This window comes from Enterococcus sp. DIV2379, assembly GCF_050542965.1.
GTDB classification, from domain to species: Bacteria; Bacillota; Bacilli; order Lactobacillales; family Enterococcaceae; genus Enterococcus_D; species Enterococcus_D entomosocium.
Window position 1 is genome coordinate 1,941,658 of sequence record NZ_CP172938.1, and the last position, 16,138, is coordinate 1,957,795.

General features: G+C 41.5%; 16 protein-coding genes. 4 read left to right on the plus strand and 12 right to left on the minus strand.

The window, feature by feature from the left end; all coding sequences use genetic code 11:
• The first annotated feature begins 1 nt into the window (after position 1).
• A complete protein-coding gene (locus IGI92_RS08975) occupies positions 2–739 on the plus strand; it encodes an amino acid ABC transporter ATP-binding protein (protein ID WP_005235668.1) in 738 nt (245 codons plus the stop codon).
• Positions 740–791: 52 nt separating this feature from the next.
• On the opposite strand, the gene IGI92_RS08980 is transcribed toward IGI92_RS08975, so the two are convergent.
• Positions 792–1,031 carry a hypothetical protein gene (locus tag IGI92_RS08980; protein ID WP_008382185.1) on the minus strand — a complete coding sequence of 80 codons (240 nt, stop codon included), beginning with the start codon at positions 1,029–1,031 and terminating at the stop codon, positions 792–794.
• A 390-nt stretch (positions 1,032–1,421) separates the two neighbouring features.
• On the opposite strand from IGI92_RS08980, the gene IGI92_RS08985 reads away from it, so the two are divergent.
• Both IGI92_RS08985 and IGI92_RS08990 read left to right on the plus strand, forming a co-directional pair.
• Positions 1,422–1,964, plus strand: a complete 543-nt coding sequence (locus tag IGI92_RS08985; protein ID WP_086299387.1) for a hypothetical protein — start codon at positions 1,422–1,424, stop codon at positions 1,962–1,964.
• Positions 1,965–2,069: 105 nt separating this feature from the next.
• On the plus strand, positions 2,070–2,825 hold the full coding sequence (locus IGI92_RS08990) for a Tat pathway signal sequence domain protein (RefSeq protein WP_086299386.1): 756 nt from the start codon (positions 2,070–2,072) through the stop codon (positions 2,823–2,825).
• A gap of 94 nt (positions 2,826–2,919) precedes the next feature.
• Here the strand turns inward: IGI92_RS08990 and IGI92_RS08995 are convergent, their stop codons facing one another.
• From IGI92_RS08995 to IGI92_RS09045, 11 genes are all read right to left on the minus strand, one after another.
• Positions 2,920–3,375, minus strand: a complete 456-nt coding sequence (locus IGI92_RS08995; RefSeq protein ID WP_008382180.1) for an S-ribosylhomocysteine lyase — start codon at positions 3,373–3,375, stop codon at positions 2,920–2,922.
• Between the two features lie 12 nt (positions 3,376–3,387).
• Complete coding sequence (locus tag IGI92_RS09000; protein WP_005235661.1) at positions 3,388–4,032, minus strand: class I SAM-dependent methyltransferase; 645 nt, start codon at positions 4,030–4,032, stop codon at positions 3,388–3,390.
• Between the two features lie 2 nt (positions 4,033–4,034).
• Positions 4,035–5,180 (minus strand): cystathionine gamma-synthase, encoded by a 1,146-nt coding sequence (locus tag IGI92_RS09005; protein ID WP_301389333.1) that lies wholly within the window; start codon positions 5,178–5,180, stop codon positions 4,035–4,037.
• Positions 5,170–6,135 carry a PLP-dependent cysteine synthase family protein gene (locus tag IGI92_RS09010; RefSeq protein ID WP_005235659.1) on the minus strand — a complete coding sequence of 322 codons (966 nt, stop codon included), beginning with the start codon at positions 6,133–6,135 and terminating at the stop codon, positions 5,170–5,172. Before IGI92_RS09010 ends, IGI92_RS09005 begins: the two co-directional genes overlap by 11 nt.
• A 406-nt stretch (positions 6,136–6,541) precedes the next feature.
• Complete coding sequence (locus tag IGI92_RS09015) at positions 6,542–7,642, minus strand: glycerol dehydrogenase (RefSeq protein ID WP_008382170.1); 1,101 nt, start codon at positions 7,640–7,642, stop codon at positions 6,542–6,544.
• Positions 7,643–7,829: 187 nt separating this feature from the next.
• Positions 7,830–8,999, minus strand: a complete 1,170-nt coding sequence (dnaJ, locus tag IGI92_RS09020; protein ID WP_005235650.1) for a molecular chaperone DnaJ — start codon at positions 8,997–8,999, stop codon at positions 7,830–7,832.
• Between the two features lie 126 nt (positions 9,000–9,125).
• Positions 9,126–10,955, minus strand: coding sequence for a molecular chaperone DnaK (gene dnaK, locus IGI92_RS09025; RefSeq protein WP_005235649.1), 1,830 nt, complete (start codon positions 10,953–10,955; stop codon positions 9,126–9,128).
• A 52-nt stretch (positions 10,956–11,007) separates the two neighbouring features.
• Positions 11,008–11,595, minus strand: a complete 588-nt coding sequence (gene grpE, locus IGI92_RS09030) for a nucleotide exchange factor GrpE (protein WP_005235647.1) — start codon at positions 11,593–11,595, stop codon at positions 11,008–11,010.
• Between the two features lie 38 nt (positions 11,596–11,633).
• Complete coding sequence (gene hrcA, locus IGI92_RS09035; protein ID WP_005225934.1) at positions 11,634–12,677, minus strand: heat-inducible transcriptional repressor HrcA; 1,044 nt, start codon at positions 12,675–12,677, stop codon at positions 11,634–11,636.
• Between the two features lie 182 nt (positions 12,678–12,859).
• Positions 12,860–14,050, minus strand: coding sequence for a radical SAM family heme chaperone HemW (hemW, locus tag IGI92_RS09040; protein WP_301389331.1), 1,191 nt, complete (start codon positions 14,048–14,050; stop codon positions 12,860–12,862).
• Between the two features lie 443 nt (positions 14,051–14,493).
• Positions 14,494–15,141, minus strand: a complete 648-nt coding sequence (locus IGI92_RS09045; RefSeq protein ID WP_005235640.1) for a hypothetical protein — start codon at positions 15,139–15,141, stop codon at positions 14,494–14,496.
• Positions 15,142–15,258: 117 nt separating this feature from the next.
• On the opposite strand from IGI92_RS09045, the gene IGI92_RS09050 reads away from it, so the two are divergent.
• A complete protein-coding gene (locus IGI92_RS09050) occupies positions 15,259–16,125 on the plus strand; it encodes an aldo/keto reductase (protein WP_301389329.1) in 867 nt (288 codons plus the stop codon).
• Positions 16,126–16,138: the final 13 nt, after the last annotated feature.

Here is a 16,138-nt window from a genome sequence, read left to right on the forward strand (position 1 = left end):
CATGAAAGAAAAAATCTTAGTTGAAAATCTTGTAAAAAAATACGGCGACAATACCGTATTGAACAATATCAATGTTTCAATCGCTGAAGGAGAAGTCGTTTGTGTGATCGGCCCTTCAGGATCTGGGAAATCGACGTTCTTACGCTGTTTGAACCGCTTAGAAGAACCAACCAGCGGCGATATTATCGTTGACGGCGCACATCTGATGGATAAAAACACCAATATCAATGCTGTTCGTCAACATATCGGCATGGTGTTTCAGCATTTCAATCTCTTCCCTCACTTGTCGGTTTTAGAAAATATTATTTTAGCTCCAATGGATCTAAAAAATGCTTCTCGGCAAGAAGCGGAACAAAACGCGATTCGTTTATTAGAGACGGTAGGTCTGGCAGATAAAAAAGACATGTACCCGGACAATCTGTCTGGAGGACAAAAACAACGGGTGGCAATCGCTAGAGCCTTAGCAATGAATCCCGATGTGATGTTGTTCGATGAACCAACCTCCGCCCTCGATCCAGAAATGGTTGGAGATGTACTCAATGTTATGAAGGATTTGGCAAAACAAGGAATGACCATGGTAATCGTTACTCATGAGATGGGCTTTGCCAAAGAAGTAGCAAACCGTGTGATGTTTATTGATGGCGGTAATTTCTTGGAAGACGGTACACCTGAGCAAATCTTTTCCAACCCTAAGCACGATCGTACGAAAGATTTCTTAGACAAAGTATTGAATATCTAAAAAAATCCTCTGCAACAGCTCTTTTCTCGGACTGTTGCAGAGGTCTTTTTTTTTATTGATTTTTTCGTTTGGTTTCTTCTGAAATCCGCTTTTGATTTTCACCTAAAAATACTTTTGTATCGATAGGGTTGGCTTTGTTCGCCCCTCCGACGCCAGTATCAACCATCTTTCCCCAACCCTTCAATGGCTCTTTCCCTGCTGCACGAAGTTGCGCATTTTTTAAACGTAACGCTTGTTTTTTCGCTTCTTTTTTCGCTTGATGTTTTGCTTGCCACTGCTTTAAGATGCTCATCTTCATTCCCTCCTCTCCTTGTTATGAATCCTTACATAAATTCTTAGCAACCGGTATGCTGGTTCCTGTTGATCTGGTAAGAGTATACAGGGTTCACCTTTAAAATAGCAAGTTTTTATTGAGTAGTTAAATCTATTATAACATTTCCTTTTCACCATCGTAAGCTGCAGATACTAATTTTACTAAAACCATGAAAGGACATTTGAAATCAAGTAGCCAGATCAGAAGCAACATGTTACACTTATTAAACAACACTCCCTCCAAACCAAAATAGGTATACAAACATTTTTCTTTTTTATTTTATAGCAAATGACGGGGTTTTCCTAATAAAAAACCAACATTAAAATAACAAAGGAAGGCCAAGAAAATCATTTTGGAGGAACCTATCTTATGAAAACCATCATTTTATTTTTCCCACTAATGATACTCTCCCTCTTTCTCACTGGCTGTACCTTGATTGACGAAATCATGGATGACAACACCAAAAGCAGTTTTTCACCAGAAGCAACGTCGTCTTCTCAAACTTTGTCAGCTTATTCAGAAACCAGAGCTTCTTCTTCCAGAACTGAGAACCATGCATCAGAACCCGCATCAGAAACAACTCCTTCTTCTGATGACGTTGTACAAGCTCAGAGCAGTACCGAAACAGCTGCCCCTCAATTTTCGTATTGTGAACAATTGCAGATCGGGCTGCCGCGACGGTGGAATCGAACAGTCAACAAAGACTTGCTCCATCAACTGCAAATAGGAATGTCTTGCGATCAAGTTCTTGAAACCATGGGTGGCCTTCCTTCTTGGCGACTAGCAGTCGTAGGTGTGGAATCCAATGCCTGGATCAATTCCGATGGTGAAGCAATCATTGTCACTCTTATTAACCGAACCGTTTCTGATGTGGCCTGGCATGATCAGTTTTCTGAATCAGAAATTGAGTAATCCATTAAGCGATCTCACGTGACTGATATTGGTAAAACGCAGGATGAAATTCAATCACCACTTTTATCAGAAGTCATCTAAAAAACTTGGGAGTTGAAGGATCAAATGAAACTGAGTCGACTTAGAAAAAAAATCCGGGAGCATAGCAGAAGAAGCCTTTTGCTTTCTTTGGGTATCAGTTGTTTTTTGCTTGGCGCTGCCCTCTTCTACAGCGAAAACCAGCCGGCAGCTGCCTACGAGCAGTTTTTAGAGATCGATTACTTAACTGCTTTACTGGAAGAAAGACCTTCCCCTGAGTCCATCAGCGATCTTGGCCTCGATCTCATCAAACGTAGTGATCGGGTAAACCAAGAGCGCAGTGCCATCAACCGAAAGCGGCGCCGCGAAAATGTGATCGTCACAGAAGAGACTAGAAAAGTTTTTTCTCCCGATCAAGGAGCAATGGTTGATGAAGTAAGAAAAGTAACCACTCGCTTACCTGATTCAGCCATTGATTTGTTATCAATGATGGTTGATAGCAGCGCTCTCGAGACAAAAAGAGTGCCTTTAGGTTCACGGGACAAACTGTCCAAAATCAGATTTGATTTTGACTTTGATGATTCTGGTAATGAAAGATTAGCGAAAATCACATTGGTTGATGTCCCAGAATTTTTCGGTATTGATTTCTCACAATTCGAGAAAGAGGCTGATGTTGAGGAGATCAAAGAGACATTGATCGTACAGTATGGTTTAGATGCTCACATCAGGGACGTTAGCGCCATTCGGAGACTTTTCTTTGTTCATGAAGGATTTGAGTTTTACATTAGTCATACCTACAATCCGAATGGAGTCGGCATCACCGTCCAAGCGGTAGAACCATAAACGAAAAATAGTTAATCCCCCTCTCTTTGCGGGATTAACAAAAAAAGCGTCCGCGAATACAAACGCAGGCACCTTTTTTCTACTTCTATTTTGTTTAGGCAAAAACGGTCGACCAATTGTCACGTTCATCAAGAAATTCTTGCGCTAATTTTTGCGCACCTTCTAAGGTATGGTTCGCCGCCCAACCGCATTGCACTTCATTGCTGGCAGGTACTTCAGTTGCTTGCAAAACATCCTTCATGGTTTTTTCTAGGACTGTCAAAATCTCTTCATAATCGTCATGATTCAAGACAGTCAGATAGAAGCCGGTTTGGCATCCCATGGGTGACCAATCCACGATATAATCTGCATGATTACGAATCAACTCTGCCGTCAAATGTTCTAAAGAATGCAGACTTGCCATATCCATATGTGCTTGGTTCGGCTGCTTCAAACGAACATCATATTTGATGATGGTATCATTTGTTCCTTGTTTTTTATCGGCAACCCGTACATAAGGTGCTTTGACTTTCGTATGATCCAAATTAAAGCTTTCAACATTCATTTTCATTGTACTTCTCTCCTACTCTTTTTGTGCTTCCACAAGCCAAACATACTCATTGATTTGCTTAAAACGACTGGTAAACCCATGTTGGCGAAAATATCGTTCGATATCCGCAGTAACTGGATAGTACTCCCGTTGCAGATCAGCGGCTAGTCGCTGGTGTCCAGCTTGCCGCGCTTCATCGATTAGCTCCATTTTTCGGGCTAGGGAAAGAAACATCGTATCCCCAAAAAGCACTTTCCCGCCTTTTGGCAGCATCGCCGCATATTTGCCGATTGCCCGTTGTTTTTCGTCCTCCGTAAGATGATGAAAAACATAGGTAGAAACGATCGTATCGATTACATCCGTGATTTCAGGAAAAACCTCCATATCACCATCTACAAAAGTCACTTTAGAAAGACTGGGTTTTGACTTGGCGATCCGCCGCATCTCTGGCGATGGCTCGATTGCCAGCACGTTTTTTCCTTGAGTAAGTAGAGCTTGTGTTAGATTTCCAGTTCCACTACCAAATTCTACCACAGACCGCCCTGCCTTTTCAGCAATTTCAGCTAGTAACTGTTCATATTTGAAAAAAACCGCTCGATATTCTTCATCCTTACCTGCAACTGTTTCATCGTACTCAGCTGCCCAGTCAGAAAAAATTGGAATAAACTCTCTGCCCATCACTAGCTACCTGCCTTTTCAAACGCTTGTTCTAAATCCGCCAGAAGATCCTCACTGTCTTCGATGCCAACCGACAACCGAATCAGGCCATCTTTGATCCCTGATTGCTGGAGGATTTCTTTAGGGATCGAGGCATGGGTCATCACGGCTGGCACTTCTACCAAGCTTTCCACGCCACCTAAGCTTTCTGCTAAAGTAAAAATCTTTAATGATTCAACAAATTCTGCTGTTTTCGATTCATCGTTTAGTTCAAAAGATATCATACCGCTATACCCAGACATCTGTGATTTGGCGATCTCATGACCTTCATGGTCAATCAATCCTGGATAATAGACCTTTGCAACAGCTTGATGTGCTTGTAAGTAGTGGGCAATTTTCATCGCATTGTTTTGATGTGCTTTCATCCGCAAAGCAAGTGTTTTGATGCTTCGTTGGATCAACCAGCTATCATGAGGCCCCAATACACCGCCAATAGCGTTTTGTAAAAAGGCAATTCTTTCGGCGATTAGCGGCTCTTTGGCAACCGCTAATCCAGCTACTACATCACTGTGTCCACCGAGATACTTGGTAGCACTGTGAATCACAATATCTGCGCCTAATTGTAGCGGCTTTTGAAAATATGGCGTCGCAAAGGTATTATCCACGATCGTCAAGAGATCGTGCTGGGCAGCTAGTCTCGCAACCGATTTGATATCCGTGATTTTTAACAGCGGATTCGTCGGTGTTTCCAGAAAAATCGCTTTGGTCTCCGGAAGAATTGCTGTTTCAATAGCAACTAAATCATCGGTTTTGACAAGTGAATAAGTCAACCCGCTTTTTTCTAATACTTGATGAAGCAAACGAAATGTCCCACCATAAACGTCATCTCCTAAAATGACATGATCTCCTGTCTGAAAAAGCGTGAAGATCGCATGGGTGGCTGCTAATCCAGAGGCAAAAGCAAACCCTTGAGCGCCTTCTTCAAGATCTGCAATCAATTCTTCTAAGGCAAAACGAGTTGGGTTGCCTGAACGACTGTATTCATATTGCTTTGGCTGACCAAGAGCATTTTGCCGATAGGTAGATGTTTGGTAGATTGGCACACTGACTGCACCGGTGAGTTCGTCTTCGCTGATACCGCCGTGAATTACTTTTGTATTAAAATGCATTGTTTGTTCCTCCTATGAATGGTGTGATTGCTGATTGGCCAGCATAAATCTTTTTTGATAGATAGCGGTCGCCACCATCGGGAAAGACTGTGGCGATCGAGCTTCCGGTTGGTAATTCGAGGCTTTCTTTTACTGCTGCTGCCATCACGGCTCCACTTGAACTTCCAACAAGCAGACCATAGTTTCTTGCCAAGTAACGAGTAAAGGCAAAGCCTTCGGCATCACTTATCGTATAAATGTTATCAATAAGCAAATCGTCAAAAAATTGTGGAATGAACTCAACACCGATCCCTTCAATCTCGTGGCCATGGGCAGGACCGCCGTTCAAGATTGATCCTTCCGGTTCAACAACAGCAAGACGAGTGCTTGATTTTTGCTTCTTTAAGTACGTCGCGACACCCGCAAAAGTACCACCACTGCCAGCGCCTGCAACAAAGCTGTCAATTTTTCCATGTAATTCCTGATAGATCTCAGGCCCCAATGTTGCTTGATAGGCTGCAGGATTGTTCTGATTATGAAACTGCAATGGCATAAAACTATTCGGCTGTCCTTTTGCTAATTCCTTTGCTTTTTCGATTGCCCCTTGAATGCCAGCTTCCGTTGGTGTATGAACGATAGTTGCGCCTAATGCCTCAATCAATTGCTGCTTTTCAATGCTGAATTTCTCTGGAATAACAAAAATCATTTTTAGTCCATGCTCGATCCCGGCAATAGCTAAGCCAATCCCGGTATTTCCGGCTGTCGGTTCAATTACTGTTGTCTCATGATTGATTGTACGCTCACGAAATGCCTCATCGATCAAGTACTTTCCTAAGCGGTCCTTAATGCTGCCACCAGGATTTAAATATTCAAGTTTCGCATAGATTTTACTTCCCTTTTTTCCGCCTAAAGCTGCGGCATCAAATTCAAAGAGCGGGGTATGCCCTATCAATTCTTTTACATTTTTAACGATCATCGTTTGACTCCTTATTCAGATTTTTAGGCAAAACTTGTAAGCTTCATATACCTATTTTGGCTTGCAATCATCAGCCGTCGCCATTGAAAGCGGTAAAAAAAAGCAAACAAAAAGGGGTACTGACTATTACATCAGTACCCAAAAAAAATGTCGTCTTATCCGGATAGAAGCGAATCACTAAAAAAATCAGCGATCTGCTGCGACAAAGGAACTAATAATAGGCATGACAAATGGGTATGCTGCTTTTTGCACCATACAACAACAACAGGTAGTTTGTGTGTTGAAGTTCGTCATGTCTTGTTCCCTCCTTTAATTTGCTTGTTATCAAAATAGCACGACTCTTTTTTTTTGTCAAATATTTTTTTTAATCAACAAGTATCGATCAATGAACGTTTATAAAATAACATTAAAGAGGATAATAAGCAGTCACATAGGCATCCACGGCTTTGATCGCGGCTACAACATCTTCTGCGGATACCGTGAACGGCATATTGTGAATCGTCTCCCCTTCGATGGTTGCTTGTTTACCGACTTTCATAAGCTCTGCATCGCTAACATCAGAAAGATGCATTTCAGCTAATGTCGTTGGTAATTCCAACGCCTGATACAACTCAATATATTGGTCAATTTCATCAGGATCCGCGTTTTCCAGCATCAATTGTGTAAGTGTCCCGTAAGCAACTTTCTCCCCATGAGTCAAATCATGGACGTCTCCTTCAAGGGCTGTCAAGCCATTATGGATCGCATGAGCTGCTGCCAAACCAGCACTTTCAAAGCCTAAACCACTTAACAGAGTGTTGGCTTCCACGATTTGTTCAAAAGCTTCGGTAACGACTTGTTTTTTATTTGCTTGATAGGCTTTCAGTGCATTCTCAAAAAGAATCTCTTCGCATTTTTCAGCGATTGCCATGCCGGCAATTGGTTGAATACCACCCACCATATTCTTACTATGGCTTCGGGCAACGGCGCGTGCTTCGACATAGGTTGCTAGTGCATCCGCAATACCCGCTGCAAGTAATTTGGCAGGCGCTTTCGCAATAACGGCTGTATCCACTAAGACAAGTTCAGGGTTTTTGTTGTAAAAACGATATTTTTCAAAGCGACCTTCATCTGTATAAATAACAGAAAGTGCCGAAGTTGGTGCATCAGTAGAAGCGATCGTTGGCAAAACAGCAATCGGTATGTTTAATTCATCCGCAACAGCTTTCCCAGTATCGATGGCTTTCCCGCCACCTAATGCAGCAATTACTTCAATGGATTCGCTTTTGGCTTTAGAGACGATACGATCGATTTCATTTGCAGAAGCTTCTCCACCAAAAATTTCTTTTACCGGACCTAAATCAGCCGCTTTGAGATTTTCAAATAAATCTTCCCCGGCAATTTTCCAAACTGTTTCATCGGTCAAAAGCAGCACTTTCTTTCCTAGATCTTTAATGTGAGATAAACCATCCTTCAATACTCCTTTTCCTTGAACGTATCGTGACGGACTCGCAAATATTCTTTCCATTGTATCTCCTCCTTCAATTGGTCTACTTTTATTGTGACACACTAAGCAAGCGATTTCAAAGGAAAAGAAAAAAAGATGGCCAAGAAGATTCGATTCTCGCACATACTGCACATTTATAGCCATACAAACACTCATGCCCTTATAAAACTGATGGTTTTATAAGGGCATGAATTGGATTATTTACTTGTTATTTCTTTTTCCCACCAAAAGCATCTTTCATTTTATCAAAAAACCCTTCTGGTTGTTGTTCGGTGGTTTCATGACCACTAGCTTTTGCATAAGCCCGCAATGCTTCTTTTTGTTCCTCATTTAAGTTCTTAGGTGTGATCAGCTTCACTTTGACTTGTTGATCGCCATTGCCTCCTCCCCGTAAGCGAGGTGCTCCTTTACCGCGTAAGCGGAAGTTCGTACCTGTTTGGGTCCCAGCTGGGATTTTTAACTTCACATTCCCGTGAACGGTTGGCACATTGACCTCATCTCCTAAAGCTGCTTGGACAAAGTTCAACGGCAACTCGTAATAAATCTCTGAACCGTCACGATCAAAAATATCACTTTCTTCCACACGGAAAACAACGTATAGGTCCCCATAAGGACCACCATTGGTTCCAGCTTCCCCTTGGCCAGATAAACGCATTTGTTGTCCATCTTCGACACCTGCAGGCACGTTGACTTTTACATTATGTTTTTTCTTTTCATGGCCAGTACCATGACAGGTTGTACATGGTTCTTTGATTTCTTTCCCAGTTCCATGACAAACATCACAGGTTTGACGGCTCATTACACGACCAAGCGGTGTTTGACGTTCAACATTGATAGTACCTGCACCATGACATTTATGACAGGTTTCTGGTGAAGTACCTGGTTTTGCCCCGTTCCCGCCGCAGGTATGACAGGTTTCTTCACGATTGTATTGAACAGTTTTTTCCACTCCGAAAATCGCTTCTTCAAAGGAAAGATCAACCGCATATTGCAAGTCTGCTCCTTGTCGAGGTGCATTAGGATTGGCTGCTCTGCCGCCTCCACCACCAAAAAACGATTCGAAAATGTCTTCAAATCCACCAAAACCGCCACCGGAGAATCCGCCACTGTTAAAGCCGCCGAATCCACCGCCATAACCGCCTCCGTAGTTCGGATCGGTACCAGCATGACCATACTGGTCATAAGCAGCTCTTTTTTGGGAATCACTTAATATTTCATAGGCCTCAGAAATCTCTTTAAACTTTGCTTCTGCATCAGGTTCTTTATTGATGTCTGGATGATATTGTTTTGAAAGCTTACGATAAGCTTTTTTGATTTCGTCATCCGAAGCCCCTTTTTGTAGACCTAAGACCTCATAATAATCTCTTTTGTCTGCCATTGGCTTCCCTCCACTCTATTCTTGCGTCTCTCGTATTTTAGCATATAATTCGCTCTAGAAAAATACGTTTCGCAAATTCATAAGAAAAAGCCAAAGCGGTGACTTTGGCTTTTTCACAAACAGCGATTATTTATCGTCACCGTCTACTTCTTCAAAGTCGGCGTCAACCACATCGTCTGCGCCGCCTTGTGCAGCTTCTGGATTTTCTTGTGCTTGTTGTTGTGCTGCTTGTTCGTATAATTTAACGGTTAAGTTTTGTACGATTTCATTCAAAGCATCACGTTTCGTTTTCATTTCTTCTAAGTTGTTTGCTTCAACCGCAGCTTTCAACTCATCACGAGCTTCTTCCGCTTTTTTGACTTCGTCTGCATCCACTTTGCCTTCAAGCTCTTTCAATGTTTTATCAACAGTGAACAACAATGCATCGACGTCATTGCGTAGATCAACTTCTTCTTTGCGCTGTTTGTCGGCTTCAGCATTTGCTTCAGCATCTTTTACCATGCGTTCGATTTCTTCATCTGATAAACCTGAAGATGATTTGATCGTGATTTTTTGTTCTTTTTGTGTACCTAAATCTTTTGCAGAAACATTAACGATCCCATTTTTATCGATATCAAATGTTACTTCGATTTGAGGGATGCCACGAGGTGCTGGTGGAATATCCGTCAATTGGAATCTTCCTAATGTTTTGTTATCAGCAGCCATTGGACGTTCCCCTTGCAAGACATGGATATCAACGGCTGGTTGATTGTCTGCTGCAGTTGAGAAGACTTGTGATTTACTTGTAGGGATCGTTGTGTTACGATCGATCAGTTTTGTGAAGACAGCACCCATCGTTTCGATACCTAATGATAATGGTGTAACGTCTAGTAAGACAACATCTTTCACATCCCCAGTGATCACGCCACCTTGGATCGCAGCCCCCATCGCTACCACTTCATCTGGGTTTACTGATTTGTTTGGTTCTTTATTGGTTTCTTTACGTACAGCATCAACTACTGCCGGAATACGAGTTGAACCACCAACTAAGATCACTTCGTCGATTTCTGATTGTGATAGACCAGCATCTTTCAAAGCTTGACGTACTGGAATTTTTGTACGTTCTACTAAGTCTGCTGTTAATTCATCAAATTTCGCACGAGTCAAGGTCATTTCCAAGTGCAATGGACCAGCATCGCCAGCTGTGATAAACGGTAGGCTGATTTGTGTACTTGTTACACCTGACAAGTCTTTTTTCGCTTTTTCAGCAGCATCTTTCAAACGTTGCAAAGCCATTTTGTCTTTTCCAAGATCAATGCCGTTTTCTTTTTTGAATTCTGCTACCATGTGATCGATGATTTTGTTATCAAAGTCATCCCCACCTAGGTTGTTGTCCCCAGCAGTTGATAATACGTCAAAGACGCCATCACCTAATTCAAGGATCGATACGTCGAAAGTACCGCCACCTAAGTCAAAGACCAAGATTTTTTCATCTTTATCTGTTTTATCTAACCCATAAGCTAAAGCTGCGGCAGTTGGTTCATTGACGATCCGTTCTACTTCAAGACCGGCAATTTTACCAGCATCTTTGGTTGCTTGACGTTGTGCATCGTTGAAGTATGCAGGAACAGTGATGACTGCTTTTTCAACTTTTTCCCCTAAATAGTCTTCAGCAAATCCTTTGATGTATTGAAGAACCATTGCGGAAACTTCTTGTGGTGTATACGATTTGCCTTCAACTTCTACTTTGTATCCAGCTTCACCCATATGGCGTTTAATAGAAGAAATCGTATTAGGATTTGTCACTGCTTGGCGTTTTGCAACTTCCCCTACTTGGATCTCACCATTTTTGAATGAGACAACAGAAGGTGTGGTACGGTTTCCTTCTGGATTCGTAATGATTTTTGCTTCGCCGCCTTCAAGGACAGCAACAGCTGAGTTTGTTGTTCCTAAGTCGATACCGATAATTTTACTCATAAGTAATACACTCCCTTTTTTAATTTAAACATCTACTTATAGATAGAAAGAACTATTGTGCAACGATGACCATGCTTGCACGCAAGACACGATCATGCAATTTATACCCTTTTTGCAAGACAGTAACGATTGTGTCTGCCGGTGTTTCATCAGAGGCAGGTACAGTCTGCACCGCTTGATGCAAGTTCGGATCGAACATTGCACCTTCAGCAGGAATCTCTTCGATTCCCTCTTCTTTTAAGGCTTGACGCAGACTTTCAAGAACCATTTCAACGCCTTTTTTCAAATTCGCCGCTTGGTCTTGATCGACATCTGCTGCCATCGCTCGTTCCAAATTGTCGATTGCTGGCAACAGTTTTTTGCCAAGATCTTGCGAGCGGTATTTTTGTAAAAGTTCCCGCTCGTTGCGGTTACGTGAAGTGATATTTGCGATCTCTGCACGAGCACGCAGGAATTGATCTTCCAATTCATTATTCTTTTCTTGCAAAAGTTCCAATTCGCTTTTTTCCACTGTTTCTTCCTCTGGTTGAGGAGTCTGTGCTTCAGTTTCAGTTGATTCATTTGAAGATTCAGTTGTTTCTGCGGTTTCTTCAGCAGTTTTATCTAATTCTTCATCTAAACGCTCTTCTTTTTCCGTCACGTTTCAACCATCCCTTCTACGATTTGTTTCATTGCCGCTTATTCATTGGCAGCGTCTAATGCGCGATAATAATCGGCCAATTTTTTTGCTAACTCGCCTCGAAAAACTTCCATCAAACCAAACATCCGTGAATACGGCATACTTGATGGACCTAATAAAGCGATCGTTCCTTGTCCATGACCTTCGATTTCATAGCTAGCTTGGATCAGACTCATATTTTGTAACAAGTCATTGCCAAGCTCAGAGCCGATTCTGATTTGAATCGCAGAATCTCTTGGCGCCAGCAGCTGTGTCAGCTGATCTGCATTTTTCATAAATGAATACATCGATTTGAACTGACTAACATCTTGCGTCGGTTCAAAATCCAGAAGATTCATTCGCCCGCCGACGAAGATTTTTTCTTCAAAAATGTGGCTCAGCATCGTATCAAAGAGATCAACGATTCCGTCAGTCGTTTGAAAATACTTATGCAGAATCATAGGAATCTCTGTTCTTAAACGATGGTAGACCGTCATTAGAGGCTCACCGATCAATTTGTCGTTGATGATCCTTACCATTTTTTCCAAATCTTCGCTGCTCATCGATTCAGGAAGAGTAAAGACTTGATTTTCGACATTCCCTTTATCCGTCACGATGATCGCGATGATCTGTCGTGCATTCAATGGGACGATTCGAAAACCGGTCAATTTCCTTTCCTTCATATCTGGCCCGAGAGACAACGCTGTATAGCTAGTCAAGTTGGACAAGATCGTGGCAGACTGCTGGATGATTTCATTGATTTCATGAAAATCTTTTCCAAAAGAATGACGAATGGTTTGAATTTCGTTTTGGTCAACTTCCGATGGCTTCAATAAGTGATCAACGTAATAGCGATACCCTTTTATTGACGGCACACGCCCTGAAGATGAATGTGTCTTTAACAGAAGTCCAGCTTCTTCCAGCGCCTTCATCTCATTACGAATGGTGGCAGAGCTAGCTTCAACCCCATCTTCCATCAATCGCTTCGAGCCCGTGGGCTGACCAGTATTCGTATAATTTTGGATGATGAGGTGTAAAATCATTTGTTGTCTAGGTGTCAACATTTTATCCACTCCTCCGTTAGCACTCATTCCTATTAAGTGCTAACACGATTATAAATATACCATATTTGCTAGGAATGTCAAGTATTTGCATCACTTTTTTAGCACTCTTTCTAAGAGAGTGCTAAAAAAGAAATCAAAAAAAGAAGCAGCACGAAATGGCTACTTCTCTTACTCGTTCTTTCTTATTTTTCTCCATCCAAGAGAAATGCTTCAAACACTTCGTTGCCAATAAACATCCCAGCTTTCGTTAAAAAGACACGGTCACCTTGACTAGCCAACCAGCCTTTTTGAATCAACTGTTCGCTCGTTGAACCATAGATTTCCTGAAAAGACTTCCCGAATTTTTCTGCAAACTGTATTTTTGAAATGCCGACCTTTTTACGAAGGCCTAAAAACAGTTCCTCTTCCATTTGATTGCTGGTTGTCAATTCTTCGATTTCGTGGATTGGCAACTGATTTTCCTGTAATGGTTTCAAATAATGCTGGATTGGACCTTTGTTCTTGTAGCGAGTCTGTCCAAGATACCCGCTGGCGCCTGCCCCAAAGCCAAAATAATGTTCATTGTTCCAATACACTAGATTATGCAAGGACTCATACCCTGGTCGTGCAAAATTACTGATTTCATATTGGTTCAATCCAGCTTTTGTCATCGCGGCGATCGCCTCATCAAACATCTGCGTTTCAGCTTCTTGAGAAGGCAGTGCCATTCTCCCTTGGCGAACCCAGTTCATAAACATGGTTTTGTTTTCTAAAATCAAAGAATACATCGCATAGTGAGGCAACCCGAGATCAATCGCTCGCGTCAGTGTATCACGGAAGCTTTCTATGCTTTGTCCCGGAAGTGCATAAATCAAATCGATCGTCACATTCTGAAAATCATGTTTTTCCAGCAGCTGAATAGTTGAATAAACATCTTCAGCGGTATGCTTGCGGCCAATTTTTTTAAGCAAGCGATTATCAAAGGTCTGGACCCCCATCGACAAGCGATTGACTTGATGGTTTTTCAAAACCAGCATTTTTTCTTCACTCAAATCACCAGGATTTGCTTCCACTGTAAACTCTTTGGCTGTGTGTGTTGGCAGCAATTCATGCACACCTGACAGCAATCGATCCAGTTGGTTCGCCGAAAGCGACGTTGGCGTCCCGCCGCCGATATAAATCGTTTTCGCCTCATTGAGAGGCTGACGCAAGAGGGTCAGCTCAATTTCTTTTAGTAACGCTTCGATGTACTCATCCACTGGCTGCCCTTCTAAAAACACTTTGTTGAAGTCACAGTAGTAGCAGATATGTTCACAGAAAGGTATATGTATATACGCAGAAATATTTTGCGCGCTTTTTGTAGATGGATCGTTTATTGTTTGACCTTCAGGCATTCCTAAGTAATTCTCCTCTACCTTCTTTTTTGCTCCCACCGCTGAGAGCACCGGCACTCATTGTAGCATAGTTCTTAGAATTCTCCTATCACTTGGACTATTTTTAAGCAAGAAAAAACACCACTTCCAAGAAGTGATGTCTTCAAATATTCATAGAAAAAATAAAGAGCACTACTCTTATTAAGTACGGTAAAATACCGCTTTTGTTCTTATCCCGCCCAGAAAAAAATCTGTTTGTTACAAGAACTAACACTTCCCCCAAACTGTTAGCGCCACAATAGATAAGCTGTTGTTGACGGCTTACTTAACAAGAGCAGGACTCTTATTCATGAAAGACAATTGCTTGTCTTATCTGACTTAAGTATACCTTTTTAAAAAAATTAAGTCCTATCATCTTTTTCACCAGTCTATGAAAACGATGAGAATCTTCACCTTGGTAACAGTTATAAAATGTGCAGCAAAATATCGATCAGATAGCGGATCAACCGATATGCAATAAATAAGAAGAAAATATTTCCCAGCAAGAATTGAAAGACATTGCCAATCGATCCCTTAAAGGAGCGAAAACTGAAATAACGCGACCAACGATTGAACCCGTTTTGGCGGTTTCGTTTCAAACGATACGCTTCATCATACTTCATCTCCAAGAGGTCATAATAAAAAATCATCAAGGGTTGTTGCACAAAGAAAACTTTTTTATAGCCTGCCATCAACGTGTACTGCTTATTATTGGAAGGAAAGTTGCGATTGCCGTTTTTCTTCACGCGCATCGTTGTTCCATCATTCATTTGGAACGCATAATGATCCTCAAATTCTGTCAGTTGATGAATTTGCGGCACCTGATTTTCTTCTTCGAAAGCAAGTACGACCTCACTCGCTCGCTGATAAAGTGAAACCAACCACGCCATTATGCCTAGCAATATAACTAGCAAAATGATATTTAAAAGCAAACTTTCTTGTAACAAAAGTAAATAACCTAAGATAATCAAAATCGCCACACCAAGGGCAATCATTCTTCTACGGAAATAACTGCGATACATCAATTCAAAAGAGCGCCGATAATAGGCAAAATCTTCTTTAACAAAATCCATTTTTTCCACATCTTTCTGTGTTTAGGTTGCTGATAATGTATCAAAGATCCTTTTGAAAGTCAATTTCCCTCAAAAGTTTCAGCGTCTGATTTGTTTCAAACAAGAAAACGTTTTATAATGGAAGATGTAACAAAAAAAAGCGATGAAAGTAGGTTGAGATACGTGATATTACAAGAAACATTTACCTTGCAGAACAAACTGGCAATTCCTAAGATTGGCCTTGGAACCTGGCAATCTTCTCCAGAAGATGCTTACAACGCAACAAAATTTGCCATTCAAAATGGTTATCGACATGTCGATACAGCGGCAGCTTACAAAAACGAAGAAGCGGTTGGGAAAGCTGTGCGCGATTCAGGCGTTGCCCGCGATGAAATTTTTGTTACCACGAAAGTACCTGCTGAGTTAAAGACCTACCAAGAAGCGGTTGATAGCATTGATGCTTCTCTAAAAAAACTTGACTTAGGGTATATCGATTTGATTTTGATCCATGCCCCTCGTCCTTGGAAAATCATGGGAAACAATCCAGAAAACAAAGATTTTTATCTTGAAAACATCGATGTTTGGAAAGCATTAGAAGAAGCCTACTTAAGTGGAAAAATAAAATCGATTGGTGTTTCCAACTTCGATCAAAAAGATTTGCAAAATATTTTTGATCATTGCGATGTGAAACCGATGGTCAACCAGTTTATTTACCATATTGGCCGCACAAATGAAGAACTATTGACATTTTGCAAAGCGCACGAAATTTTAGTGGAAGGCTATTCACCAATCGCTACTGGTCGTTTACTCGATAACGATGCAGTGAAGACGATTGCTGAAGCCTATGGAAAATCTATTCCACAACTTTCAATTCGTTACTTGCTACAAAAAGACATTCTGCCATTGCCAAAATCCGTTCATGAAGAATACATTGCTGACAATGCCAAAGTTGACTTTGAAATTTCTGAAGAAGACATGAAGAAATTGGATGAGTTGCAAGCTTAAGAATACTTGCGTT

Excerpts from the sequence above, each read along its gene's own strand:
- IGI92_RS09015 (WP_008382170.1), bottom strand. The coding sequence starts at position 7,642 with ATGGAAAGAATATTTGCGAGTCCGTCACGATACGTTCAAGGAAAAGGA.
- IGI92_RS09000 (WP_005235661.1), bottom strand. The coding sequence starts at position 4,032 with ATGGGCAGAGAGTTTATTCCAATTTTTTCTGACTGGGCAGCTGAGTAC.
- IGI92_RS08985 (WP_086299387.1), top strand. The coding sequence starts at position 1,422 with ATGAAAACCATCATTTTATTTTTCCCACTAATGATACTCTCCCTCTTT.
- hrcA (WP_005225934.1), bottom strand. The coding sequence starts at position 12,677 with ATGTTGACACCTAGACAACAAATGATTTTACACCTCATCATCCAAAAT.
- IGI92_RS09045 (WP_005235640.1), bottom strand. The coding sequence starts at position 15,141 with ATGGATTTTGTTAAAGAAGATTTTGCCTATTATCGGCGCTCTTTTGAA.
- hemW (WP_301389331.1), bottom strand. The coding sequence starts at position 14,050 with ATGCCTGAAGGTCAAACAATAAACGATCCATCTACAAAAAGCGCGCAA.
- IGI92_RS09010 (WP_005235659.1), bottom strand. The coding sequence starts at position 6,135 with ATGATCGTTAAAAATGTAAAAGAATTGATAGGGCATACCCCGCTCTTT.
- IGI92_RS08980 (WP_008382185.1), bottom strand. The coding sequence starts at position 1,031 with ATGAGCATCTTAAAGCAGTGGCAAGCAAAACATCAAGCGAAAAAAGAA.
- IGI92_RS08975 (WP_005235668.1), top strand. The coding sequence starts at position 2 with ATGAAAGAAAAAATCTTAGTTGAAAATCTTGTAAAAAAATACGGCGAC.
- dnaJ (WP_005235650.1), bottom strand. The coding sequence starts at position 8,999 with ATGGCAGACAAAAGAGATTATTATGAGGTCTTAGGTCTACAAAAAGGG.
- IGI92_RS08990 (WP_086299386.1), top strand. The coding sequence starts at position 2,070 with ATGAAACTGAGTCGACTTAGAAAAAAAATCCGGGAGCATAGCAGAAGA.
- IGI92_RS08995 (WP_008382180.1), bottom strand. The coding sequence starts at position 3,375 with ATGAAAATGAATGTTGAAAGCTTTAATTTGGATCATACGAAAGTCAAA.
- dnaK (WP_005235649.1), bottom strand. The coding sequence starts at position 10,955 with ATGAGTAAAATTATCGGTATCGACTTAGGAACAACAAACTCAGCTGTT.
- IGI92_RS09005 (WP_301389333.1), bottom strand. The coding sequence starts at position 5,180 with ATGCATTTTAATACAAAAGTAATTCACGGCGGTATCAGCGAAGACGAA.
- IGI92_RS09050 (WP_301389329.1), top strand. The coding sequence starts at position 15,259 with ATGGAAGATGTAACAAAAAAAAGCGATGAAAGTAGGTTGAGATACGTG.